Genomic DNA, 24,076 nt, shown 5'->3' on the forward strand with positions numbered 1-24,076 from the left:
TTACTGCTCGACCTCCACCCAGCAGCCCTCCACCGAGACGGGCTCCGGCATGGTGGTGGTCGGATCCCGGGCCGGCGACAGGCAGACGGCCTGCTTCGGAGGGGGCGTGGCCGGATCCTCCCGTTCGATGACCAGGACGCCGGCGGACATCTGCAGGCGGCTCGGCAGCAGGACGAGCTGCGCGCGCACACCGGCGGTCGAGGGCGCCCGGGCCGTCACCCGCAGGGGAGACCCCGGACTCACGGTTCCCGTGATGGTCGCGAGCACGACGCCCCGGTCACCCAGGATGCGCAAGGTCACCGGCACCGAGGCCCCTCCGCGCAGCAAGCCCGCGTCCACGACGGAGGCCACCACCGTGTCGTTCGCCGCCCCCACCAGCGCCTCCGTCGTCACCACCACCGACACTTGAGGAGGGGGCGCGGCCTGGGCCGCCGCCGTCACACCCCACAAGAGCGCCGCCACCGCCAACGCCCGCACCCATCCCCCCTGCGCATTGATTGTCTTCATCACGTCCCCCTCTGCGTTGTCATTGAATGGATTTCCAACCGCACACGGCCCCTGCCGCGCGCTCACTGCAACCGGTTCACGAACGTGCTGCTTCGCCGGATGCTTCCATCCGGCAACCGTGCTTCGACCTGCCAGAGCACCCTCGCCCCCGAGGAGAGCTCCGCCAGCACCGGGGCCGGCACGGTGTACTCCCGCTGCGCCAGCCGCTCCGCGCGGTGGAACAGCTTCAAGTCCTCCGACGACACCTGCACGCTCCACTGCGTCGCCTGGGGCACCCCACTCCAACGCAACACGAAGCCGTCGCGAGGCAGCGCGGTGGCTTCCGGCACCGTGGAGGTGATGGCCTCCACTTCGCCGCCCCGGATCCGCTCCGGGTCCTTCCCCTGCTGCTGCCGCAGCACCACCACGACGCCCACCAGCACCACCCACACCGCCGCCATCGCGGCCCACATGGGCCGGCCCCCCCAGGAGCGCTTCCCCCGCGCCTTGTGGTCCGTCAGCGACAGCACCTTCGCCGGTGCCTCCACCTTCGCGGCCGCACGGGACATCTCCAACGCCAGCCGCCAGGCCTGGGCCCACGCGGGGTCGGCCGCGACGCGCTCGATGACCGCCCGGCGCTCTTCCGCCGGGAGTTCCTTCGTCACGGCCCGCCAGATGAGGTCCGCGTCCACCGGCTCTCCGGGCGCCGCGTCGTCGTCACGCAGCGCCGTCCGCAGCCGCTCCACGCCCGCGTCGTCGATGGAGTCATCCTCGGGGCGGTGGTCGCTCACGGCGTGATTCCCTTCGTGGAGAGGCAGGCGCGCAGGGCGCTGAGGCCACGGTAGATGAGGTTCTCGGTGCGCTTGCTCTCCCAGCCCAGCAGCTCCGCGGCCTCAGGGATGGTGTGCCCCTGAAGGTGCAGCGTCACGGCGAGGCGGCGGTCCTGCACGAGCCCCTGGAGACAGTCGCGCACGGCCCGGGCAATCTGCGCGGCGCCCGCGGAGCGCTCCGGGTCTCCCGGCGCCACGGGCTGCACGGGCGCCTGCTCCACTTCCTCCAGCGACACCTCCTTGCGAGCGTTCACCCGGCGCAGCTCGTCGATGAGCGCCGTGTAGGCCACCCGGTACAGGTACGCGGACGAGAGCGCCGCGTGTTCCGGGTCCCGCTTGCGCAGCTCCACCACCCGCATCATCGCCACCTGCAACAGGTCGTCCCGCCGGTCCGCGAGGGACGGAGGGCAGACGCGGGCGAGGGCCTTCTCCAGGTCACGCCGCAGCGTTTCCAGTCCGGCATCCGGCGAGTCACTCGCGGAGTGACCGTGTCGCAGCTCCAAGATGCATCCCCTTTTGGGAAAGGGCGCCGATGGTCGTTGAAAGCCTCATCGGCGGCAAGGCGGAGTCAGGCGAACCGGGCAAATCCCCGAGACGGTGCTCGGGGGAGGACACCCACTACGGAAGGTTCGCGTCCCAGGCGATCAACCGCACGTCCCCGCTCGCGGCCAGGCGCACCGCGGTGATGACGAAGCGTGCGCCCACATAGGTGGAGGTGACCGCCATGCCGTCCAGGATGTCGCCCGCCAGCTCCTGCCCGGTGCGGTGCACCTGGCTGTTCGCGTCCACATCCCAGGTGAACACGCGCAGGTTGCCCGCCGAGTCACGCACCGACGTCACCAGGTGCTGTCCCACCACCCGCGCCGCCTGCACATCCGAGACGCCGCCCGCGTCCTCGTCATCACGGCGCACCAGCTGTCCGGCCGTGGTGATGTCGAAGGAGATGTTGCGCAGCACGCCCGTGGGCAGCCGGGCGCTGACCACCACCAGGTCCCGCACGTTGGTGATGGACATGCTGCTGATGGCCACGTCCGCCACGTCGCCGGCCAGGTAGGTGCCGCGCTTGTAGACGAGGCCCGTGGAGCCGATCTCCCAGGCCGTGACGCTCAGCTTGCCGGCCGGGGTGCGCACCGCGGTGACCACGCCCTTGAAGCTGCTGCCCGTGTCCCCCGCGACGCGGCCATTGGCGACGGCCGCGAGCGAGACCTGGGTGGCATCCTCACCGAAGCCGTTGCCCCGGCGGGTGATGGTGTCCAGGGTCGCGGAGGTCTCCCAGGTGCTGACCTTCAAGCGGCCCGCCGAGTCGCGGACGGCGCTCACCACGCCCAGGCTCCCGCCCGGCATGGACGCGAGCGCCATCTGGCTGGAGACCACGTCACCGCCCGCCTCCGCCTGCCGGGAGAAGCTGCCGCCGGACGACACGCGCCACGCGGTGAGCTGGAGCTTGCCGTCGGCGTCCCGCGCGGCCGTCACCACGTCGCGGCCCAGGCCAGGGTTCGCGATGGACACGTAGGTGGACGCGTCCGCGGTGGTGGTGCCGGAGAGCTTCGTGAAGGTGCCGTCCCCTGCGAGCCGCCAGGAGCCCATCACGAGCCGCCCGGAGGTGTCGCGCGTGGCCGTCACCACCGTGTCGCCCGAGGACGTCATCGCCACCTCCATCGCCGCGTCACCGGTGATGGAGCCCCGGCGCAGCAGCGGGTCGGGGTGGATGGCGGAGGGGAACTGGTTCAGGGCTTCGGCGCGCAGCGGGACGAAGTCGAGCGACGAGTCGTACGCCACCGCCCCGTCCTTCTGCCACGCCTGGGAGAAGGTCAGCGGCAGGGATTCCCCCATCGTCGTCTCGCTGAGCATCGGCTTCATGTGCACGTGCAGGTGCGGACCCGACGAAGCGCCGGAGCTGCCCACACGGCCGATGAATTGGCCCCGCTTCACGAACGCCCGCTGCGCGGCGGGGACCATCACCTCGCGGGGAAGGTCACCGATGCGGTCCTCCGCGTTCACCACGTTGGTGGCGTTGAAGGGACACAGCGCCTCCGGGATGCTGCCCGGCTGCATGTGCGCGTAGAGGATGACCTTCCCGTCGGACGTGCGGATGTTCAGGTGGTTGCCCGACCGCGGGATGGTGGGCGGATTCGCGGCGCGGCCCGGGTTGGGCACGTCGTCGCCGCCGTGGACGGCGGGCTTGAGACCTTCCGGGGCGTTGCGCCAGCAGGTGATGACCTCGCCGTCCGCGATGGCGGAGACGGGCAGGCCGTAGATGACCCAGTCGGAGTTCTTGGGGTTCACGGCGTAGTCCGCGAAGGGAATCTTCACGCCGGTGAACTTGCTGACGGAGGCGTCGAAGCGCGCGGCTTTGAGGTCCCGGTTCTCCGTGCCGTCGTGGTCGCTGGAGATCCACCAATGGCTGCCGTCGGGGAGGTCCGCGCTGCTGCCGGGAAAAGCATAGGTCTGCGCGGAGGCTCCGACGCTGACGGTGGCGACGGCCACGGCGGTGAGCCGGACGGCGGAACGAAGGCGGGAGGACATGGGTGCTGCTCCTTGGAAGGGGGGCGCTGGTTTCGCGCCTGCCTCCACCCAACGAAATGGCCCCTTTTTTCCCCTCACCTCCTCTGGGAGAAAAGCCTCAGACCATGCCGCCGTTGGCGCGCAGCACCTGACCGTTGATCCACCCGCCGTCGGGGCCGACGAGGAAGGAGACGGACGCGGCGATGTCCTCGGGGGTGCCCAGGCGCTCCAGGGGGTTCATCTTCGCCATGCGTTCGACGACCTCCGGCGACTTGCCGTCGAGCATGGACTGGCTGGCGCGTGGGTTCGCGGCGCCAGCAGGGGAAGACACGGGGCGCACTTGAATCAAGGCGCGCCCCGGGCACGTCAGCCCAGCTTCATGCCCTTGGGGCGGGCCGCGAGCCGGTCCACGTAGGCATCGATCTTCGGACGTCCCGACTTGGAACCAAACATGCGCTGCCAGATGAACATCGAGCCGATCATCACGTCGGCCGCGGTGAACCAGTCTCCGAACAGGTAGGGCCCGTCGCCCAGCTCGTTCTCGATGGCGTTCAGGGCTCCATCGAAGTCCGTCCAGCCGCGCGAGGGCGCGGTCGGGGCCTTCATCAGGAAGTCGCCCATCGACGGTTCAAGCTGGGACGTCGAGTACACCATCAGGGACAGGTAGCGCCCCCGCTCCGGCGCATCCAGCTTCGGCGCGAGCTTCGCCTGGGGATACTTGTCGGCCAGGTACAGACAGATGGCCGCGCCTTCGAACACGCGGGTAGCTCCGTCCACCAACGCGGGCAGCTTGCCGGCCGGGTTGATCTTCAGGAACTCCGGCTGCTTGTGCTCGCCCTTCTCGAAGCTGATGGGCACGATCTCGTACTCGGCGCCGCACTCATCGAGCATCCACTTGGCGATCACCGCGCGACTCTTCGGATTGAAATAGAGCTTCATCCAGGCACCTCCGGAAGGAGACGAACGTCGGGCATCCACCTAGCAGAACGTCCCGGGGAACGGGTCCATTCGTTCCCCGGGGTGTCCTTCAGGGAATGGCCTTCGACGCGGGCGCCACCGCCGGAGTCCCCATCGCCCTGAGCGCCGCCTCCGCGCTCGGCATGCCCGGCTCCAGCTCCAGCGCCTTGCGGTAGTTCACCTGGGCCCGCTCCTTGTCGCCGTGGGCCAGGTACGCCTCGCCCAGGCTGTCATAGAGGTTCCCGTTCTTCGGGAACATCTCCACGTTCAGCTTGAAGATTTCAATGGCGTCCGGGACCCGCCCCGTGCGGAGGAACTGGTAGCCCAGGCCGTTGAGCTGACCCTCGGAGAAGTCATACGCATCCGCCTTCTTCGCCTTCAGGTCGCGATACCGGGCGATGACCTCCGCCACGGGCGCCTTGTCGAGCGTCGCGCTCAAGGTCTCCCGGATGCCGGGCCGAGGCGCCCTGGGCGTGATGCCATGGAGGACGCTGAACAACCCGTTGGACAGTTCCTTGAGCTTGTCGCCGCGCGACGTGTTGTCCAGGAGGATGACCACCTCCCGGCTCGCGGGCACGCGGTAGATGCGGGTGCTGAACCCGTTGATGCCGCCGCTGTGCGTCACCACGGCCAGCTCCGTCTTGTCGTCCTGGAGCTTCATCGGTTCGATGGTCCACCCGAAGCCGTACTTCTCCAGGCCCGGGGTGAACATCTTCTGCTTGAGCGCCTCGGGCAGCAGCGTGTCCGTGTAGAGCGCGCGGTCCCAGAGGTAGAGGTCCTCCACCGTGGAGTACAGCGAGCCGGCCGCGTACGGGATGGACATGTCCAGGTAGGGAGCGTTGATGTAGCCCTCCGGCTTGAGTTCGTAGCCGCTCGCGCGCTTGGGGAGCACCGTGGCGTACACGTCGTAGCCGGAGTTCTTCATCCCCAGCTTGTCGAAGATGCGCTCCTGGACCGCCTGCGCGTACGTCTTCCCGGTGACGCGCTCGATGATGGCGCCGAGCAGGAAGTAGCCGGAGTTGTTGTAGGCGAACTTCGAGCCGGGCTCGAACTCCAGGTCGCCGCTGGCGAACTGCTTCACGAAGTCCGTGACCTTGTAGGGATTGCGCGACACCTTCGAGAAGAAATCGGGCGCGGACGTGTAGCTGGGGATGCCCGAGGTGTGGTTCAGCAGGTGCGTGAGGGTGACGCGCGAGCCCGTGTCCTGGCGGTAGTCCGGCAGCAGCTTCGCGAGCGGGTCGTCCAGTTGGAGCTTCCCCTCCGCGACGAGCTGCAAAATGACCATCGCGGTGAACTGCTTCGTGACGGAGGCCAGCCGGAACTTCGTGTCCGGCGTGTTGGGCGCGTTCCATTCGAAGTTGGCGGAGCCGTAGCCCTTCTTGAAGAGCACCCCCTTGTCATTGGCGACGAGCACCGCGCCGTTGAACTGGCGCAGCTGGTGGTACTGCGTGACCAGCCGGTCCAGTTCCTGCGGTTTCGGAGCAGCCCCCGCCACGGGCACGAACAGCAGGAGGGCAACAAGGACGCTCAAGAGGCGCACGGGGTTCCAGTTCATTCGGTCTCTCCGCTCATGCTCCTCCACACGCATCAGCGGTCAGGCGATTGCATGGACGGCGCGAAGAAGAACGCGGGCAGCGCCAGCAGCGCGGCGGACAGACAGGCAACCTCGCCCAGTGACGCCAGCAGCCCGAAGCCCGCGAGCGCCTGGTTGTTGGAGAAGATGAGCGACGCGTACCCGATGATGGTCGTGGAGGAGCACAGCGCCACCGCGCCCCCCGTATCGTCCATCACCCGAGCGAACGAGCCCGGTCCCTCCTGCCGGAAGCGCAGCACCAGGTTCGCCGCGTAGTCCACGCCGATGCCGAAGGTGATGGGCAGCACCACGAAGTTGAGGAAGTTCAACCGCAACCGCAGCGCGGCGCCCAGCCCCACCAGCCACACCACGCCCATCAACAACCCGCTCAACACCATGGCCGCGGGCCTCGGCCTCCGGACCACCCCGAACACCAGCAGCGTCACCACCGCGAACGCGAGCAGCGTGGCCCGGGGGCCGTCATGCAGGATGGCTTCGGTGATGTCGGTGATGAGCAGCGGACGGCCCGTCACCAGTGCCCGGCCCCCGGCGTCCTGGATGGCCCCCCGGATGATGTCCGTGAGCTCGCGTCCGTACTTCGCGTCGATGGTGCCCACGTGCTTGGGGTAGGCGAACGCGATGCGTCCCACCGTGCCGTCCCTTTCGGTGAGCGGCTGGCGGAGCGTGGGCGGCAGGTCCTCCCAACGGGGCGGACGCGCGTCCACGGGCGGAAGGTAGCGGGACGCCTGCTCGCGGGCGTCCGGAGGCAGACTCGCCACCCGGGAGTCGGGCAGCAGTTGGCGCAGCTCCCGCAGCAGCGGCAGTTTCGTTTCCGGAGCGTCCGGCAGCAGCGTGTTCGCGGTGCGAACCTCCCGCAACGGCGCTGCGTCTCCCAGGGCCCGCTGCCTCGCGTCCAGGGCCGCGACGACGCGCTGGAGGTCCGCCGGGGTGTCCGCGACGATGGCGATGGGCGTGAGGTACGTCTGGAAGACCGCGTCCACCTGCTGTCCCCAGTAGATGGAGCCGTTCCGCTGGCTGTCTCGGGCCCGGAGCTTGTTGAAGTCGGACTCCACCAGCGCTCCCCGGTACGTCGCGATGGCCGCACCCGACGCCACCAACAGCGCCAGCGCGACGCCCTGCACGAACCGCCTCCGGTGCTCCACCATGCGGGCCAGGGCCGCCGTGAGCCGGGCCGCGCCGTGCACCCGGGAGAAGTCCATGGGACGCCGGCCTTCGAGCGTCGCGAGCAGCGGCGGCAGCACGACATAGGCAGACATCCAGCAGAGCGCCATGCCCAGCCCCCCGATGACGCCGAACTGGTTGAAGCCCCGGAAGCGCGTCACGGACAGCGCCAGATAGGCCAGCCCCGCCGCGAAGGACGCGATGAAGGTGGGCACCAGCGTCCGGCTCCAGGCGAGCGGAAGGGCGTCGTCCACGGACACGCCCCCGCGGCGTTCCTCCAGGTAGCGGGCCATGAAGATGATGGCCGCGTTGATGCCATTGCCCACCACGATGGAGCCCAGGAACGCGGTGTTGGCATTGAGGTGGCCAATCAGCACCTGCGTCAGACCGAACGTGATGGCGCACCCCACGGCCAGCGAACCGACAATGGACAGCAGGGCCCTCCACCGGCGGAAGTACAGCCACAGCACCAGCGACACACCCGACACCACCAGCACGCCGGACAGGGCCAGGTCCTGCCGGAGCGAGGCCTGTTCCTCCGACATCGTGGCGACCTCGCCGTCGTAGCCGATGCGGGAGGGGGCTCCCGGGAAATGGGCGGACAGGGCCTGGGCTTCGGCCTTCACGCGCTCCAGCAGGGCGTGGTTGAAGGCATACCCGGTGGTGGCCTCTGGCGGGCGGATGAGCAACACCAGCCGCTTGCCGTCGGCGCTCTGGAAATAGCCCTCCTTGAAGCGCTCCGCGGACGCGAGCGCGCCTCCCGACGACGGCGCGAGGACGGAGAGGTCCAGGGACGGGGGCGCGTCGTCTCCCACCAGGTCCATGACGAAGGGATTCGCGTGGCGTGCCTCCCATTGGAGCCGCGCGCGCACGCGCTGGAGGAGCGTCTGGAGTTCGGGGACGGACAGGTAGAAGAGGCCGAAGCGGCGCACGTAATCGAGCTCCGCGTCGCTGCGATACTCCACCTCCCGCACCTGGGATGGGGGCAGCGCGCGCACCCGGGCGGCGAAGGCATCCGCGAAGCGTCTGAGCGCGGCCGGGTCGTCGCCCTCCAGCACGACCGACAGGTGGTTCACGTCGTACAGCCGGGGGCCCAGGACCCGGGCGGACACCACGCTGGGGGCCGTGGAGGGCAGCAGCTCCTCCACCTCGCTGCGCAGGTCGCCGTAGAGGGAGACGGTCAGGGCCGCGCCCACGGCGGTGAGCAGCGCCGCGATGCCGAGGATGACGTGGCGGTGTCGGACGAGTCCGCCGACGAAGGCACGCGCGAACAGGTCGCGGGACGGACTCTCACGTTCGGCGTGACGCGTGGACACCAAGGCTCCTGGCCCGTGCAGGCACCCGGGCTGCTCCTGCGATAGCCCTCGGGTCGGCGGGGCGTCCCGGTGCCTCCGCGTCACGCGCCCGGTGCAGGACACGTGGGGCAGGAGGGTGTCCGCCAGGAGGCGGAGGCACTGCCCTCCAGGACCATGTCACGCGGTGCCGAAGCGGCGGAGGAACCCGCGGTTGAGCAACGCCGCGCACAGCAGGTAGAGCACCACCAGCGCGGCGAGCGACAGCAACACCACCGGGGGTGGAGACACGAAGCCGAAGAGGGCACCCAGGGGCGTGAAGGGCAGCACGTTGGCCACCATCACCATGCTGAGCGATGACAGCAGCAGCCAGCGCGAAGGAGGGCTGCGCCCCGGCCCTCCCCGGGTGCGGATGATGAAGATGACCAGCACCTGCGTGGTCAGGGACTCCATGAACCAGCTTGTCTGGAAGAGCGCCGCGTCCGCGTGGAAGACGCGCAGCAGCACGACGAAGGTGGCCGCGTCGAAGAGCGAGCTGAGCGTGCCGAACACCGCCATGTACAGGCGCACGTTGCGCATGTCCCAGCGCGTGGGCTTCTCCAACTGCTCCGCGTCCACCGTGTCCAGTGGGATGGCCAGCTCCGAAACGTCATACAGCATGTTGTTGAGGAGGATCTGGATGGGCAGCATGGGCAGGAACGGCAGCACCAGCGACGCCACGGCCATGCTCAACATGTTCCCGAAGTTGGAGCTGGTCCCCATGCGGATGTACTTCATGACATTGCCAAAGGTGCGCCGCCCCTCCAGGACGCCGTCGTGCAGGACGCCCAGCTCCTGTCGCAGCAGAAGCAACGCCGCGGCCTCGCGCGCCACGTCCACTGCCCCCTCGACGGAGATGCCCACGTCCGCTTCGTGCAGCGACGGTGCGTCGTTGATGCCGTCCCCCAGATAGCCCACCACGTGGCGCCGCTGCCGCAGCGCGCGCAGGATGCGGCCCTTCTGCGCGGGGGACACGCGCGCGAAGACCGTGGTGGACCCGGCGCGGGCGCGCAGGCCCGGGTCGTCCAGCAGGGCCACCTCCGCGCCGGTGAGCACGTCCTCGACCTCCAATCCCAGCTCATGGCAGACGTGCACCGCCACGCGCGCGTTGTCACCCGTCACCACCTTCACCGCGATGCCCGCCTGGGCGAGCGCCGCCAGCGCCGGCCGCGCGCTCTGCTTGGGCGGATCCAGGAAGGCGACGAAGCCCGCGAAGACGAGCCGCGCCTCGTCCTCCAGCGTCGCCGGTTCCCCCGGAAGCAGTCCTTCGCGCCAAGCGACGCCCAGCACGCGGAAGCCCTCCTCCCCCAGCGCGTCGACACGGGCCTGCAATCCCTGTCGCGCGGTCGCATCCAGGGCGCGAACCGTCCCGTCCGCGTCCTCCTGCGCGTCACAGCGGGACAGCAGGTCCTCCGGCGCGCCCTTCACCACGAGGACGCGACGGCCGGCCTTCTCCAGCAGCACGGACACGCGGCGACGCTCGAAGTCGAAGGGCAGCTCGTCCTGCTTGCTCCAGCCCTCCGTGCACGGCAGGGCGCGCGCGAGGATGGCCTCGTCCATGGGGCTGCGCAGGCCGGTCGCGAAGTGGCTGTTGAGATAGGCCCAGGTCAGGACGCGCTCGCTCTGCTCGCAGGAGGCGTCCTCGTGGCGCTCCAGCCGGATGCTCGCCTCGGTGAGCGTTCCCGTCTTGTCGGTGCACAGGACGTCCATGCAGCCCAGGTCGTGCACCGCGCTCAACCGCTTGACGATGACGCCCTGGTTCGCGAGCCGCAGAGCGCCTCGCGCGAGCGTCACCGACACGACCATGGGCAGAAGCTCCGGCGTCAGCCCCACCGCCAGCGCCACGGCGAAGAGGAAGGACTCCAGCAATGGTCGCTCCAGGGTCAGGTTCACCAGGAGCACGAACAGCACCATCAGCACCGTCAGCCGCATCAACATCCCGGAGAAGTGGCGCGTGTCCCGTTCAAAGGCGGTGGAGGCGGCGGGTGCTTCCAGCGACCGGGCGATGCCGCCCACCTCCGTGTCTCCTCCGGTGGCGAAGACAAGCACCCGGCCGGTGCCTCCCAGCACCGAGGTGCCAGCGAAGACGGTGTTGCCCACCTCCGCGAGCGGCGCGTCCGCGGGGACCTCCGCCGGGGCCTTCTCCACGGGATAGGGCTCACCGGTGAGCGGGGATTCGTTGACGGACAGCTCGTGCGACGCCAGGAGGCGTGCATCCGCGGGGACCCGACTGCCGGCCGCGAGCAGGACCACGTCTCCGGGGACCAGGGACACCGCGGGCAGTTCGCGCTCCACGCCGTCGCGCAGCACGCGGGCGCGCAGGGCCACCGCGCCGCGCAGGCGCTCCGCCGCGTTGCTGGCGCGGTGCTCCTGGACGAAGTCCAACGCCACGCTGATCAACACGATGACGGCGATGATGGCGGAGCTGGTCAGGTCATGGACGACGGCCGACACGCCACAGGCCACCAGCAACACGAGCACCAGCGGGTTGCCGAAGCGCAGGAGGATCTCCACCGGCAGCGAGCGCCGGTGCCGAGCCTCAGCCGTGTTGGGCCCCCCCGAAGCGAGCCGCTCCTCCGCCTGCTCCTGTGACAGCCCCTGGGGCGTGGTGCCCAACCGGGCGCACAGGAGATCCAGGGGCTCGCTCCAGGCAGGCGGGCCCGCGCGCTTCGGGGCCGGGCCTCGCCGCTTGCGGCCAGGGCGGGCTGGGACAGGGGGTCGCACCGCGGGCTCGGCAACACGGCCGCTCGGGCGTTCGTCGGCCATACCCCGAGGGTGGACAGCGCCTCCGGGGATGACCACTGACCTCACATGGAGGGAGCGGAGCGCCTGTCGTCCTGCCCCTCGGGTCCTCGGCTTGGACTCCGGCAGCTTGCGCAACAGTCCGAAACCCAGACGCGCCACGGCGCAGATGGGGATGACGTCTCCGCCTCGCATGCGGTTGGCTGCGTATTGGAGCCGGGCGCGCACGTGCTGGCCGAGCGGTCTGGAGTTCGGGACGAACAGGGAGACGGGGCCAAAGCGAGGCACGTAATCGAACTCAGCGTCACGGCCCTTCAGGACCGTGTCACTCGGTGCCGAAGCCACCGACGACCCCGTGGTCGAGCAGCAGCGCGGTGACTCCAGTTGGCTGAAGCCGGGCCAGGCGTCAGACGTGTGTCCTTTGCTTCCTGGGCGCTCTCAAGCGGTGAATGCAGAGTGGACTCCATCCAGCCCATCTGCGAGAGTCCGGTGCCCTGACATCGGCGCTGTCGGCGACGCATCTTGGGAGTTCCTCCATGAGTCTCGTGATTCAGGCACTTGGGATGGCAAGCCCCCTTGGAGCGCTGATCCAGGGCTGCGCCGCGCTTCGGGCAGGCATCTCCCAAACCCGTCCGTCACCCTATCTGACCCATGCATGCGAACGAGAGAGCCTCGGGCAATCCGTCATGACATGCGAGGTGCCTGTCATCACACTGGGGTTCTCGAATGTCGGAAGGCTGGTAGCCCTGGTCGCCGCGGCGCTGGAGGACCTCGGCACTCGGGTCAACCTGTCCAGCCTGCCTGGGGACGCCCTCGTCGTCCTTGCATTGCCAGACCCCTTGGAGCGCGGGTTTCCCCTCACCCCCGAGCTTGAAGAGGATGAGCCCCGGCGACATGAGGCACTTGGCCGACTCGTGCTGGAGCGTGCGTTCGAGGTGGCAGGAGTCTCCTGGAAGGCCAAGGCCTGGCGCATCGCAAGTGGGGGGCACGCGGCCTTCCCCAAGGCACTGAAGGCCGCGATGGACGCACTCGTCGAACGCAGCCATGGGCACTGCCTCATCATCGCGGTCGACAGCCTCTGCGGCCCTGATGTGCTCCCGGGGCTCCTCGAACAGCGCAGGCTCAAGACGGCCGACACCCCCACAGGCTTCATCCCGGGGGAGGGCAGTGTCGCACTCTGGCTGTCCTCGGAGCAGCAGGCGCCCCTGGTCCCACGGGGAAAAGAGCCGCGCGTCACCTTGCGGGCCGTCGCTCTGGGAGATGATGAGAGAATCCGGGGAGGCGACCTGCCTCCTGACGGTCGAATGCTTGCGAAATGCTTGACCTCCGCGCTCCATACGGCCGAGGCGGATGACGCGTGTCTCCTCCTCATCGGAGATCACAACGGTGAAGAGTTTCGAGCCCGTGAGTGGGGCATGTTGATGCTCCACCTTCGAGCCGCGGGCATGGGGCACGAACGACTTGCATCCTGGCTCCCAGCAATCGGCTTCGGAGACACGGGTGCGGCCTCGGGGGCGCTCGGATTGTGTGCGGCCGTCAGGGGTCTTCAGCGCGGCTACAGCCCCACCCCAACGCCAGTCATTCTCTCCAGTTCCGACGAGGGCGCGCGCGCAGCCATCGTGGTCTCCCCGCTTCGATAGAGCCCCTGGAGGAACGCCCATGCCCGCAGGAAACAAGAGTGCGCTCAAGCAAGAGCGAAAAGCCAGCCTCAGGGCGCGCAATCCGCCCAAGGACAGCAAGTTCCCGGAGCTGAAGAACGGCTATCCCGACAGCTACAGCCAGGAACTGGCTGACTCCGATGCGTTCCACGCCGACCCGAATCAGCCGGAGACTTCGCTGCTTACGAGCGGTGACCACTACTCCTATCGAGGGCCTCGATTCATCTTCCAGGACGAGCCACGGATGAAGATCTACAACGACTTCAACCGCTCGGTTTTCAGCACGGCGAGCGTCCTCTTCTATCTCAAAAATGGCCGTCGCGTCACGGACGAGCCGCCCCTGTATGTCACCGCCAGCCGGGAGAAGTGGATGCGTGTGGCTGCGTTCCCCGAACAGGGCAGTACATTTCCGGGAGAACGCGGCAACTTCTCCAACCTATCACCCAATGGCCAGAGACATCCCTATCCATGGCAGGCACACCACCTCATCCCCCAGTCTGTGTTCTTCGAAAAGAACTCGCCATTTGACGACGACATGATGATGGTGTTGAAGCGCTCCTTCTACAATATCAACAATGGGCATAACATCATCATGCTGCCCGCGGATCCGAAGTACAGCCCGGTTCATCGGCTCAGCGCCCACTTCTCTGATCACCCAGCCTATACCCTCCAGCTCAAGGCCCGAATGAAGGAGGTCGCCACGGCGCTCAAGAAGATCTTCAACGAGGCCAAGCGCACCAAGAAGCATCTCGCGCTTTTCAAGGCCATCCTGAAGGCGTTTCACACGCTCGAGGACGAATTCTGGTCCTTCGTCATCATTCTGAGCAATGCCGCAGCGGCCGTAGCCTTCGGCGTAATCAAGGAAGAAGACATTCATGCCTACGGTGGAATAATCAAATTCTGGACCACCAACGCCAAGGGCATGAAAACCCGGCACCTCTTCGGTGTCATTGGCTGAAAGCCATCTCGCATGAGCTACTGGGTCTTGACTCCTGCCAGCGTGAACGATGGGGCCGTGCTCGAGACGTTGCCCGCCGGCAGCCCTGACGATCCCGACTTCTTCGAAGCCATGCCCCTGGGAGATCGCTTCCCTCGGGGTGGCGCCATGGGCTTTTCCAACAACTACCCGAACTTCATCAACGTCTTCGACTTCGTCACCAACACCCTGGGGCTCCCCATCGTCTCGGCCAAGATGGTGGATGTACTCGTCCAGTTCGGAGCCAATCGCTTCGAGACCCTCCCCGTCACGCTGCTGGACCACAAAGGGCGCGCCGCCTCCACGGAGCATTCCATCCTCAATGTCCTAGACGTCCAGGACATCATCGACATGGAGCGGTCGGACTACGTCTCCAGCCCATTTGACCCGAGTCAGATCTTCCGCATCAAGCGGTTGGCGGTGAAGGCAGAGGACGTCGAGTCCGGGGCGCTGCTCTTCCGAGCCCGGACTCGCATGCGCGAAATCTTCCTCCATGCATCGCTCCATGAGGCGCTCCTCTCCGCCGGAGTGACAGGCCTCAAGGCCTTCCCAGCAGAGGGCTGGAATGGATTCGCCTTGTGATGCGGATCGACCTGCTCTCTCTTTGCCAGCGCTCGGAGGAAGCCATCCCCTGGCTTCTCTCCCGCCTGGACCTGACGGGCGGCCGGCAGGAAACCCTCCAGGGTTTCGAAGGGGTGTCTCTGCATTTCCACACCCTGGCCGCGGGTGCCTTGTTGGTCGAGGGGAGCCCCTCGAGGTTTCGCGAGGAACTCCACAACGCCGCCAGTCACTGGCTTCGTTTCCTGAAGCATCAGAGAGCCCGACAGTGGGCTGCTCCTGCAATCAGTCGAAACAAGCCACTTCTCGGCGCCATCCTCGCCGGCCATTGGGAGCTCGCGCACCAGCTTGCGGAAACCTCACCAGACCGCTGGCAAGAGAAGGAGGAGTACGAGGACGACGCGTGCTGGGCCCAGATCCTCCAGCAACTCGTCCTCACGCATGGCGGTAGGGGCCCTCGACTCGACACCTTGCTTGCACGACTCGGGGTCCTGGGGGGCGAACTGAACGAGCACCGACAATCATGGGTTCGCGGCCTCCTCTCGCGAGAGGGCCTCGCACTCAACGATTCTTTCTCCGCGCTCTGCGTCCTCCATCAGGAGGACATTGAACGCCAGGTGCAGGCCTTGACGGCCTCGGAGCCCAAGCTCGCTCCCTATCGATTCCTCTGGTTCGAGGGGCTTGCCCTGCTCCGCATCTGGGAGCGCACAGGCCTCCCAGGGCCTTGCGAAGCCCATCCCTACTGTCCGCCCATGGCCAGGCTCCCCCTGGAGAACCAGGGCTCGAAGCCCCCTGCGGCCGAAGCTCACAACGCGGAGCGATAGTCTTTTTCTACCGTGAAGCGCATCGGCTGAGCCGCCTCACGCGACGACCGCCGCGCTCACCGCGCCGACGCATCCAGCGTCTGGAGGAAGCGCGCCGCGATGGGGACGGCGACGCGGCCTCCCACGCCGCCACCTTCCACGAACACCGCGAAGCCCATGCCTCCGCGCAGGCCGATGAACCAGGCGTGGGTTTCGGGCGGCAGCGCCGTGCCGAACTCCGCCGTCCCCGTCTTGCCCATGAGCCCCTGGAGGCTCACCGCGGACTTCGCCGTCCCTTCCGTCACCACCGCGCGCATGAGGTTGCGGAGGCCCGCCGGGGTGCCCGCGCTCAGCCGTGCCTCCGGGCCCGCCTCCGCGTCCGCCAGCAAGCGCGGTGCGTGCCAGACGCCGGTGTCCACCGCCGCAGCGACCGTGGCCATGTGCAGCGGCGTGGCCAGCACTCGCCCCTGCCCCATCGCGGCCGCCGCGCGGTCGGCATCGTCCCCGGGCGCCGGGAAGGAGGCACCGGGCGAGGGCAGCCCCACGTCGTAGCGGACCCCGAAGCCGAAGCGCCTGGCCGCGTCTTCCAGCGCGTTCCGCCCCAACCTCGCGGCGAGCTGGATGAACGCGGTGTTGCACGAGAGCGCGAACACCTGCCGGAAGCTCGACTCGCCGAAAGCCTCGGCTTCGAAGTTGCGAAAGCGCCTGCGGCCCGCCGTCACCTCCACGGGACAGTCAACGCGTCTGTCTGGCTTCACACCGCTCGCGAGCAGCGCTTCGGCTGTCACGACCTTGAACGTGGAGCCCGGGGGGTAGCGCCCCGTCAGCGCCCGGTGCAATGCCTCTCCCAGAGGACGGCTGGCCACCGCCAGCACTTCGCCCGTGGCCGTGTCCACCGCGACCAGCGCCGCCGGCCTCGTGACGTCCGCGAGCGCTGCCTCCGCCGCGGCCTGCACGTCCCTTCTCAGCGTGGTGCGCACCGGCGTCCCCGCCGCGCCTTCGAAGCGGTAGAGCACCACGGCCTCTCCCGAACGGCGCAGCAGTCGCACCTCTCCTGCGGGGCTCCCGGCTAGCATCCTCTCCTGCGCCCGCTCCAGGCCCGACAGGCCCACGAGGTCTCCCGCCTGATAGGGATGGCCCAGGACCTGGAGCGCCTCCGCCGTCACCTCGCCCACCCGTCCCAGCGTGTGCGCGGCGAAGCCTTCCGCCGGGGTGAGGCGCGCGGCCTTCTTGCGAAAGAAGATTCCGGGCACCGGCGCCAGCACGGCGCGCACCTGCTGATAGCGCTCCGGGCGCACGTCGATGAACGCCACGAACTGTTCGGGCTGAGAGGCCGCGGACTTCAGGAGGGCCTGGACCCTGGCGGGATCCACTCCGAGCTGTGACTGGAGCGCGCTGGCCACGGCCGTGCCGTCCCTCACCCTCCCCGGATACGCACCGATGCTGATGACCTCTCCGGGCACGGTGAGCGGCGCTCCGCTGGCGTCGAGCAGCGCGGCGCGCGGGCCCCACGTTCGCAGCCGTCCGAAGCTGTCTCCGGCGCGCGCCTCCGGATGGAATACCTCCGGCGTCCAGCGCAGGAGCCAGCGCTGGCCCTTGCGCTCGAAGCGCAGCCGCGACTCCACCTCCCAGTCACCCAGCCCCCGCAGCGTGTGCACGCCGCGAAAGACCACCACCGCGACGCGGTCATCCTCGGCTTCGAGGTCCAGCCCCTCGAAGCGCGAGGCCACCACGCCCAGGCCCTGCCTCCACCGCGCGTCCTGCGCGTCGAAGTCCTCGGGCACCTGCACGAGCGCCTGTCGCTGGGCGTCAGGGTCGTTGCGCGCCCAGGCCTCCAGGTACACGCGGGCCACGTCCTCCGGTCCACCCGGCACGCCCTTCTTCACGGCGCGCGGCAGACAGGAGGGAAGCAGAAGAAGGAGGCAGAGCCCCACCCACGTGATGACCGCCCGTCCGTGCACGCGCCCCGTGTACCGCGCCGTGGCTTCCGAGGCGACAACGATGTGCCGACCCCTGTCCCTCCCGGACCAGCCGTCGCGCACCCACGCGTGTCACGCACACGCGGAGCATGAGGCGCGCCCCGCTCCGGATCAGCGGACGGTCAGGTCCTGCGTCGTGCTCACGCCGTCGCCGGTCGCCGTGACCGTCAACACGCCCGCCGCTCCGGCCCGGACGTAGAAGACCGCTTCGCGCTGCGCACCCGCGAGATCCACCGACGTCACCGCCGCATCCGAGCAATCCGGTTGCAGGTGGAACGCCGTTCCGCCTTCCGACGCGGTCAGCTCCACTGTCGGATCCACCAGCGAGGCGAGGTTGTCCGCGACATCCCGCCCCTGCACCACCAGCGCTTCGGAGCAGGTCTCCCCATCCACCGTCCGTGCCGGCGTGGCGAAGGCCACCAGTCGCTGCGCGCTCACCGCCACCACGTCCACGGAGAACGCCTTGTCCGGATGCGCTTCGGGGTCGTAGCCATCACCGCTGATCTTGTTGAGGCTGATGAGGTTGCCGGTCCCGTAGTCCGCGATGGCCGCCTGATAGACGTACCCATTGGTCAACGCGTCATTGCGCAGCACGTTCTCCAGCACCTGGATGCGGGTGGGCTCCGAAGGAGCGCTGAAGCTGCCCCCTTCGCCCTGCGCCAGATTGATGCCCACGTCGTTTCCCGTCACGTCGTTGCCCTGGATGAGCAGGTCGTGGCACAGCGAGCGTCCCGCGCCGTAGGACGAACCTCCCACCACCAGGATGCCGGAAGCCATATCCGGGCCCATGTACGCGTGGCCCGTCACCAGGTTGCCCTCCACCCGACCCGAGACCCCGTAAGCCACCTGGAGGCCGTTGCGCGCGATGTGGTCCACCGGCCCTCCGCCCTCCAGGATGTTGGCCTCCACCGTCGCCTCCACCTGCCCCACCACCACCACGCCCCCCTTCTGGTAGCCCGTCACCCGGTTCCGCAGCACGTCCACCCTCACCGGCATGGCGCCGGCCGCGTCGTTGCGCACCTCGATGGCGACGCCCTCCTGGCACCCGCTCAGGTTTCCTTTCTGGTGCAGGTCCGTCACCACCGTGTCCACCACCACGCCGCTCGCCCCCTCCAGGAAGATGCCGCGCAGCCGGGCCGCGCCCGTGTCACACACATCCGACAGGTTCCGCGCCGTCACCGTCACGTTGTGCACGCCCACCACCGGCCCCCGGTTGCGCAGCACCGCACCCTGGAAGTGCTCCCCCGCGTCCACGTCCTCCACCGCGGTCACCGTGTGCGCCGCCCCGTCGAACGTGAAGCCGTCCGGGATGAACACCGGCCCCTGCGTCACGCAGTCCGCGGACAGCGTCACCTGTGACGGGGCCATCGTGAATGCGCACGCTCCGGCCAGCGCGCCGCAGCGCCGGTCCGTCCACTCCACCGTGAAGGTGTGCCGCGCGCTCGAACCTGACGCGTTCGTCACCGTCACCTCCACCGTGGGCGTCACGTCCGCCGGCACGCAGGACAGCTCCGTCCATTCCACCGTGCTCGTCGTGCCGTCGCCCACCGCCGTGCCCACCGCGCCCGCGCTCGTCGTCCAGGTGAAGGTCAGCGGTTCGCCTCTCGGGTCCGTCGCCGTCGCGGTGAAGGTCACGCGCTCGCCCGCGAGGGCACTGGGGGCGGACTGCGTCGGGGTGCCGATGACGGGCGGTTCGCTGTGCCGCACGCACAGCTTCGCGACCACCTTCGTGTCCGCGCCCGTGAAGGCATCCTCCACCCGGGCTTCCACCTGGCAGCCACAGTCATCGGGCTCCTCCGTGGGGGTGAAGATGACGCTGGACGTGTTGGCACCCTCGAAGGTGCCCACGCAGGTGGCACTCCACGCGTAGGTCAGCGCATCCCCGTCCTCGTCCGTGGCCTTCGCCTCCACGGTGATGGGTAGCCCCACGCCCACCTGCTGGGGCTCCACGGCCGCCTCCAGGAAAGGGGCGCGGTTGAACTGGATGTCCTCGTTCGAAGCCACAGCGCCCACCTTACCCACCGCGAACCGGAAGCTGAGCGAGGACGCTCCGCCTCGCGGATCCGAGACGCTGAGCCCCAGCACCTCGTCTACATTTGTCTTGGCCGTCGCGGGAACCGTCCACGTGCACGTGGGCTGCGTGGGGTCCTCCGGGCACTCCAGCGAACCTTCGGAAGCACTCCACGCGTAGGACAGCACCTCACCGGCATCCAGGTCGTGCGCCCACGCACGCAATTCCACACGTTGGCCCGCGACCACCCGGGACACCGAGGCCACCACCGCGTCGATGCGCGGGGCGGTGTTGCCGCCCGCTTCTCCCGGCGCGGCTTCCGGCTGTGGCACCGCGACCACCAGCGCATCGCCATACCGCGCCAGTTCCAACGTCGGCACGCTCACCGTGGCCAGCGTCGTGCCCGCGGCATCCCGGGCATCCACGCGCAGGCCCACGGTTTCGCCCGCCACCGTCACCGGGCCCATCTCGCCGACCCACAGGTTGTCCTCCTTGGCCAGGCTCGACGACGCCTCCTTCCCCGAGCCATTCGTCGCCGTGGACGTGACCTCCGCCACGCTCGTCGCTGCCAGGGAGCGGGGCAGCGCGACCACCAGCCGCGCACCGCCGGACGGTGCCACCTCGAAGGAGGGCTCCTCCTGCACGCAGCCGAACGTGGTCAGCAGCAGGGCTCCCGCCAGGTGCACCGCATGGATTCGTCGCATGGTCGCACCGTCCTCGGAAGACGCTGGGGGCAAAGGGAGACGATACCGGGTCGCCCTGCCACGTCCAATTCACCGGGCTCCCCCCGAGCCCTCTCGCGCGGCGCGTCGTCCAATGGATGCCACTCGCCCGCGACTTCTGGACGGGCACGACTTCTACGCAAGCCCTCGCTCGCTCGCATACTGCTCGACCCACTGCGCGATCAGGGCAATCACCCTCCCGTGGTCGTTCCCCAGCTCCGGCAGGAGGGCTTCGCCGTACCAGAACGGGTGGTGGCGAAGCTCGGGCCTTCGCGCGAACAGCCATTCGCGAAAGCCTTCGTGCTCCGACGGCTGCCCCAGGTCCTCGCGCGCCAGGTCGTAACCCATGATCCAGATGCGCAGATACGAGACGTTCACCGTCTGGAAGTCGGGAGCCCCCACCAGGTACATCCCAGGTCGAGCACACCACAGGCGCATCCAGGCCAGCAGGTGGGTCGGACGCGGGAAGGTTCCCATTCGCGGGAATCTAACACCCTGCCCCCACCCCCGCGCGCACGTCCGCCATCCACTGGCCGACGAAATCCCCCAGCGACGTTCTCCAACACGCAGCCGTCACCCTCTCGCGTAGCCGCGCCCCGAGCCCTGGTGCTGTGCTCCGCCGCGTGCACCCGCCTGAACAGCGCCGTCCCCAGCCGTGGCCCATCCGCCTCATGCACTGGGCCAACGTGCCGCTGCTCGCCATCCTCGCCGCCAGCGGCCTGCAGATCCTCGCGGCGTATCCGCGCATGGGTCCTCGCGGTCACGCCTACGCGCTCTATCCCTTCCAGGGCGCCGTCCCGCCTTCGTGGCTGCGATTGGGAGACTGGCTCGCGGGGGCACGGGCCTGGCACTTCGCCTTCGGCTGGTTCCTCGCCCTCAATGGCGTCGTGTACGTGCTCTACCTCGCCTTCAGTGGCGAGTGGCGCCGCCGCCTGTTCCTTCCCCACCGCGACGCGCGCGACGCCGTGGCCACGCTCGCGTACTACCTGCGGATCCGCCCCGCGCCCGCGCAGGTCGGCCTCTACAACGGCCTCCAGCGGCTGGCGTACACGTCCGCGCTCGTCCTGGGCGCGCTGTCCGTCCTGTCCGGCCTCGCCCTCCACAAGCCCGTGCAGTTGCGCTGGCTCACCTCCCTCTTCGGCGGCTACGACCCGGCGCGCGCGGTGCACCTGCTGCTGCTCGCGCTGCTCGCCTTCTTCACCGTGGGCCACGTGGTGCTCGTCGCCCTGCACCCGCGCACCCTCGGAGAGATGGTGACCGGCGGGAGGAAGCCCCATGTCTGAGGCCGGGCCCCGAGTCCTCACCCGCCGCCGCGTGCTGCTGGGCGCCGCCGCGCTCGCCACCAGCGCCTGTGACTCCAGCCGCCCGCGCGAAGGGTTCCTCGGCGCGATGGAGCGCTTCAACCAGCGCGCGCAGACCGCCCTCTTCAGCCCCACCCGGCTCGCTCCCGAGGAGCCCATCGAGCAGCTCACCCCGCCCAGGGACTTCCCCCACTACTTCATCTCCGACACCGTGCCCCTGGCCCCGGCCGGCTGGCGTCTGGAGGTGGGCGGACTCGTGTCCCAGCCGCGCTCCTTCTCACTGGAGGAATTGCAGCGGCTGCCGCGCACCGGCTACCGGATCCGCCACCACTGCGTGGAGGGCTGGAGCGCGGTGGCGTCATGGCACGGCGTGCGCGTGAGCGACCTGGCGCGGGCGGTGGGCGCCGACCCTCGCGCGGGCTTCGTGGAGTTCCGCTCGTTCGACAGCGGCTACTACTCGTCGTGGGACGCGCCCAGCGCCCTGCATGCCCAGACGCTCCTCGCGTACGGCATGAACGGCCAGTTGCTGGAGCCTGGCCACGGCGCGCCCCTGCGGCTCTATTCGGGCGTGAAGCTGGGCTACAAGATGGTGAAGTACCTCACCACCGTCCGGTTCCTCCCAGCGGCCAGCGGCGGCTACTGGGAGGACCGGGGCTACGAGTGGTTCGCCGGCGTGTAGCTCACAGCCCCGCGTCGGCCTCCACGCCCGCGTCCGGATCCACGCCCGCGTCGTCGGCCACGGGCACGCAGTCGCCCGCGTCCACGTCGCCCGCATCCACGTCGCCTCCATCCGCCTCCGCCCGCACGTCGCAGTTGCCCGCGTCCGGCGGTTCGACGCAATCGAAGGTCCCGTCCTCGCAGGGCGGCATTCCGTAGCAGGCCATCAACGTGAGCGCCGTCGCACTGGCCCCCGTGAGCGTCCACAGCGTGGCCACCCACGACGCCCTGCGAGGCGGGCGCCCCGGGCCCAACGGGCGCTGACAGTGGAGGCACGCGCGGGCGGCGGCGGGATTGAAACCCTGGCAGGACGGGCAGCTCGACAGCGGGGACATGCAGGACATCCTTGTCGGAGTGGGGGTTGAAGCCGGCCGGCTCAAAGCAAGCAGGGTGCCAGGAGCCACCCTCGGGAGTCCCCAGCAGCGCGGCCCCGGAAACCGTCCCAGCAGGACATGAGTGTCATGGATGCAACCGACAGGAGTGTCCCGTTAGGCTGCGCCGCCATGGTGAACCGTCGCCTCGATGTGGGCCGCGCCGACTACCACCCCGCCTACGTGGTGTGGGAGCTGACGCTGGCGTGTGATCAACCCTGCACGCACTGCGGTTCGCGGGCGGGCACCGCGCGTCCCGGCGAGCTGAGCACCGAGGAGGCGCTGGGGGTGGTGACGCAGCTGTCGGCCATGCGCGCCCGGGAGGTGGTGCTGATTGGCGGCGAGGCGTACCTGCACCCGGGGTTCCTCGACATCATCCAGGCGCTGAAGGCGGCGGGGATCCGCCCGGGCCTGACGACGGGCGGACGCGGCATCACCGCGGAGCTGGCGTCGCGGATGGCGCAGGCGGGGCTGTACGCGGCGTCGGTCAGCATCGACGGACTGGAGCCCACGCACGACCTCATGCGCGCGGCCAGGGGCAGCTTCGCTTCCGCGACGGCGGCGCTCGGCTTCCTGAAGGCGGCGGGCGTGCGCACCGCCGCCAACACCAACCTCAACCGGCTCAACCAGGGCGACCTGGAGGGCCTCTACGCGCACCTGCGCACGCAGGGCATCGGGGCGTGGCAGGTGCAGATCACCGCGCCGCTCGGACGCGCGGCGGACCGCCCGGACCTGCTGCTGCAACCGTGGGACCTGGTGGACCTGATGCCGCGCATCGACCGGCTGAAGCTGCACGCGCGCCAGGACCGCATCACCGTCATGCCGGGCAACAACCTGGGCTACTTCGGACCGGAGGAGGCGCGGCTGCGCTCCGTGCACGCCGAAGGCCGGGACCACTGGCAGGGCTGTCAGGCGGGCAGGTACGTGATGGGCATCGAGTCCAACGGCGCCGTGAAGGGCTGCCCCTCCCTCCAGAGCGCCCACTACGTGGGAGGCAACCTGCGCGAGCAGCCGCTGGAGCGCATCTGGGACGACACGCCCCAGCTCGCCTTCACGCGGACGCGCACGGTGGAGGATTTGTGGGGCTTCTGCCGCACGTGTCCGTTCGCCCAGACGTGCATGGCCGGGTGCAGCTTCACCGCGCACGCGCTGTTCGGCCGGCCGGGCAACAACCCCTACTGCCACTACCGCGCGAAGGCCCGCGCCGCGGAAGGCGTGCGGGAGCGACTGCTTCCCAAGGCCCCGGCTCCCGGCAGGCCCTTTGACAACGGCCTCTTCGAAATCGTGGAGGAGCCGGTGGACGCGCCCGACCCGAAGCCGGAGCTGAAGCGCGAATACGTCAAGACGAAGCGCTGGCCCCGGCCCGCCGCCTGA

20 protein-coding genes are annotated in these 24,076 nt (G+C 69.1%); 7 read left to right on the forward strand and 13 right to left on the reverse strand.

Annotation, left to right across the window (positions count from 1 at the left end):
• The 9 genes from OV208_RS05345 to mgtA all read right to left on the reverse strand — a co-directional run bounded on the left by OV208_RS05345 (position 1) and on the right by mgtA (position 11,588).
• Positions 1 to 507: a hypothetical protein gene (locus OV208_RS05345; protein WP_267572706.1), complete on the reverse strand. Its 507-nt coding sequence runs from the start codon at positions 505 to 507 to the stop codon at positions 1 to 3.
• A 62-nt stretch (positions 508 to 569) separates the two neighbouring features.
• Positions 570 to 1,277: a hypothetical protein gene (locus tag OV208_RS05350; RefSeq protein ID WP_267572707.1), complete on the reverse strand. Its 708-nt coding sequence runs from the start codon at positions 1,275 to 1,277 to the stop codon at positions 570 to 572.
• Positions 1,274 to 1,819, reverse strand: coding sequence for an RNA polymerase sigma factor (locus OV208_RS05355; RefSeq protein WP_267572708.1), 546 nt, complete (start codon positions 1,817 to 1,819; stop codon positions 1,274 to 1,276). Before OV208_RS05355 ends, OV208_RS05350 begins: the two co-directional genes overlap by 4 nt.
• A gap of 115 nt (positions 1,820 to 1,934) precedes the next feature.
• On the reverse strand, positions 1,935 to 3,842 hold the full coding sequence (locus OV208_RS05360) for a M23 family metallopeptidase (protein ID WP_267572709.1): 1,908 nt from the start codon (positions 3,840 to 3,842) through the stop codon (positions 1,935 to 1,937).
• Between the two features lie 97 nt (positions 3,843 to 3,939).
• On the reverse strand, positions 3,940 to 4,152 hold the full coding sequence (locus OV208_RS05365) for an SDR family oxidoreductase (protein WP_267572710.1): 213 nt from the start codon (positions 4,150 to 4,152) through the stop codon (positions 3,940 to 3,942).
• A 35-nt stretch (positions 4,153 to 4,187) separates the two neighbouring features.
• Positions 4,188 to 4,760: a glutathione S-transferase family protein gene (locus tag OV208_RS05370; RefSeq protein WP_267572711.1), complete on the reverse strand. Its 573-nt coding sequence runs from the start codon at positions 4,758 to 4,760 to the stop codon at positions 4,188 to 4,190.
• Between the two features lie 88 nt (positions 4,761 to 4,848).
• On the reverse strand, positions 4,849 to 6,333 hold the full coding sequence (locus OV208_RS05375; RefSeq protein WP_267572712.1) for a serine hydrolase: 1,485 nt from the start codon (positions 6,331 to 6,333) through the stop codon (positions 4,849 to 4,851).
• A 32-nt stretch (positions 6,334 to 6,365) separates the two neighbouring features.
• Positions 6,366 to 8,849 carry an efflux RND transporter permease subunit gene (locus OV208_RS05380; protein WP_267572713.1) on the reverse strand — a complete coding sequence of 828 codons (2,484 nt, stop codon included), beginning with the start codon at positions 8,847 to 8,849 and terminating at the stop codon, positions 6,366 to 6,368.
• A gap of 156 nt (positions 8,850 to 9,005) precedes the next feature.
• A complete protein-coding gene (gene mgtA / locus OV208_RS05385; RefSeq protein ID WP_267572714.1) occupies positions 9,006 to 11,588 on the reverse strand; it encodes a magnesium-translocating P-type ATPase in 2,583 nt (860 codons plus the stop codon).
• A 554-nt stretch (positions 11,589 to 12,142) separates the two neighbouring features.
• Between mgtA and OV208_RS05390 the strand changes: the two genes are divergently transcribed.
• Genes OV208_RS05390 through OV208_RS05405 form a run of 4 tightly spaced genes read left to right on the forward strand, consistent with a single transcriptional unit; the run spans position 12,143 to position 15,622 of the window.
• Positions 12,143 to 13,246, forward strand: a complete 1,104-nt coding sequence (locus OV208_RS05390) for a hypothetical protein (protein WP_267572715.1) — start codon at positions 12,143 to 12,145, stop codon at positions 13,244 to 13,246.
• A 19-nt stretch (positions 13,247 to 13,265) separates the two neighbouring features.
• Positions 13,266 to 14,222, forward strand: coding sequence for an AHH domain-containing protein (locus tag OV208_RS05395; protein ID WP_267572716.1), 957 nt, complete (start codon positions 13,266 to 13,268; stop codon positions 14,220 to 14,222).
• A gap of 12 nt (positions 14,223 to 14,234) precedes the next feature.
• Positions 14,235 to 14,822: an imm11 family protein gene (locus OV208_RS05400; protein ID WP_267572717.1), complete on the forward strand. Its 588-nt coding sequence runs from the start codon at positions 14,235 to 14,237 to the stop codon at positions 14,820 to 14,822.
• Entirely contained in the window at positions 14,822 to 15,622 is an 801-nt protein-coding gene (locus OV208_RS05405) for a hypothetical protein (protein ID WP_267572718.1), read from the forward strand. The genes OV208_RS05400 and OV208_RS05405 overlap by 1 nt, the downstream gene beginning before the upstream one ends.
• 56 nt (positions 15,623 to 15,678) lie before the next feature.
• Here OV208_RS05405 and OV208_RS05410 read toward each other — a convergent pair whose 3' ends face one another.
• From OV208_RS05410 to OV208_RS05420, 3 genes are all read right to left on the reverse strand, one after another.
• Entirely contained in the window at positions 15,679 to 17,487 is a 1,809-nt protein-coding gene (locus OV208_RS05410) for a penicillin-binding transpeptidase domain-containing protein (RefSeq protein ID WP_267572719.1), read from the reverse strand.
• Between the two features lie 204 nt (positions 17,488 to 17,691).
• Positions 17,692 to 20,295 carry a right-handed parallel beta-helix repeat-containing protein gene (locus OV208_RS05415; RefSeq protein WP_267572720.1) on the reverse strand — a complete coding sequence of 868 codons (2,604 nt, stop codon included), beginning with the start codon at positions 20,293 to 20,295 and terminating at the stop codon, positions 17,692 to 17,694.
• 153 nt (positions 20,296 to 20,448) lie between these two features.
• The gene (locus OV208_RS05420; RefSeq protein ID WP_267572721.1) at positions 20,449 to 20,790 is read right to left on the reverse strand and encodes a hypothetical protein; all 342 of its coding nucleotides are present in this window, start codon (positions 20,788 to 20,790) and stop codon (positions 20,449 to 20,451) included.
• Between the two features lie 146 nt (positions 20,791 to 20,936).
• Between OV208_RS05420 and OV208_RS05425 the strand changes: the two genes are divergently transcribed.
• Positions 20,937 to 21,596, forward strand: coding sequence for a cytochrome b/b6 domain-containing protein (locus OV208_RS05425; protein ID WP_267572722.1), 660 nt, complete (start codon positions 20,937 to 20,939; stop codon positions 21,594 to 21,596).
• Positions 21,589 to 22,293 (forward strand): molybdopterin-dependent oxidoreductase, encoded by a 705-nt coding sequence (locus tag OV208_RS05430; protein WP_267572723.1) that lies wholly within the window; start codon positions 21,589 to 21,591, stop codon positions 22,291 to 22,293. Before OV208_RS05425 ends, OV208_RS05430 begins: the two co-directional genes overlap by 8 nt.
• A gap of 1 nt (position 22,294) precedes the next feature.
• On the opposite strand, the gene OV208_RS05435 is transcribed toward OV208_RS05430, so the two are convergent.
• Positions 22,295 to 22,666 (reverse strand): hypothetical protein, encoded by a 372-nt coding sequence (locus OV208_RS05435; protein WP_267572724.1) that lies wholly within the window; start codon positions 22,664 to 22,666, stop codon positions 22,295 to 22,297.
• A gap of 168 nt (positions 22,667 to 22,834) precedes the next feature.
• Here OV208_RS05435 and OV208_RS05440 point away from each other — a divergent pair, with 168 nt between their 5' ends.
• On the forward strand, positions 22,835 to 24,076 hold the full coding sequence (locus OV208_RS05440) for a radical SAM/SPASM domain-containing protein (protein WP_267572725.1): 1,242 nt from the start codon (positions 22,835 to 22,837) through the stop codon (positions 24,074 to 24,076).

Source organism: Corallococcus sp. bb12-1 (genome assembly GCF_026626765.1).
Taxonomy (GTDB): domain Bacteria; phylum Myxococcota; class Myxococcia; order Myxococcales; family Myxococcaceae; genus Corallococcus; species Corallococcus terminator.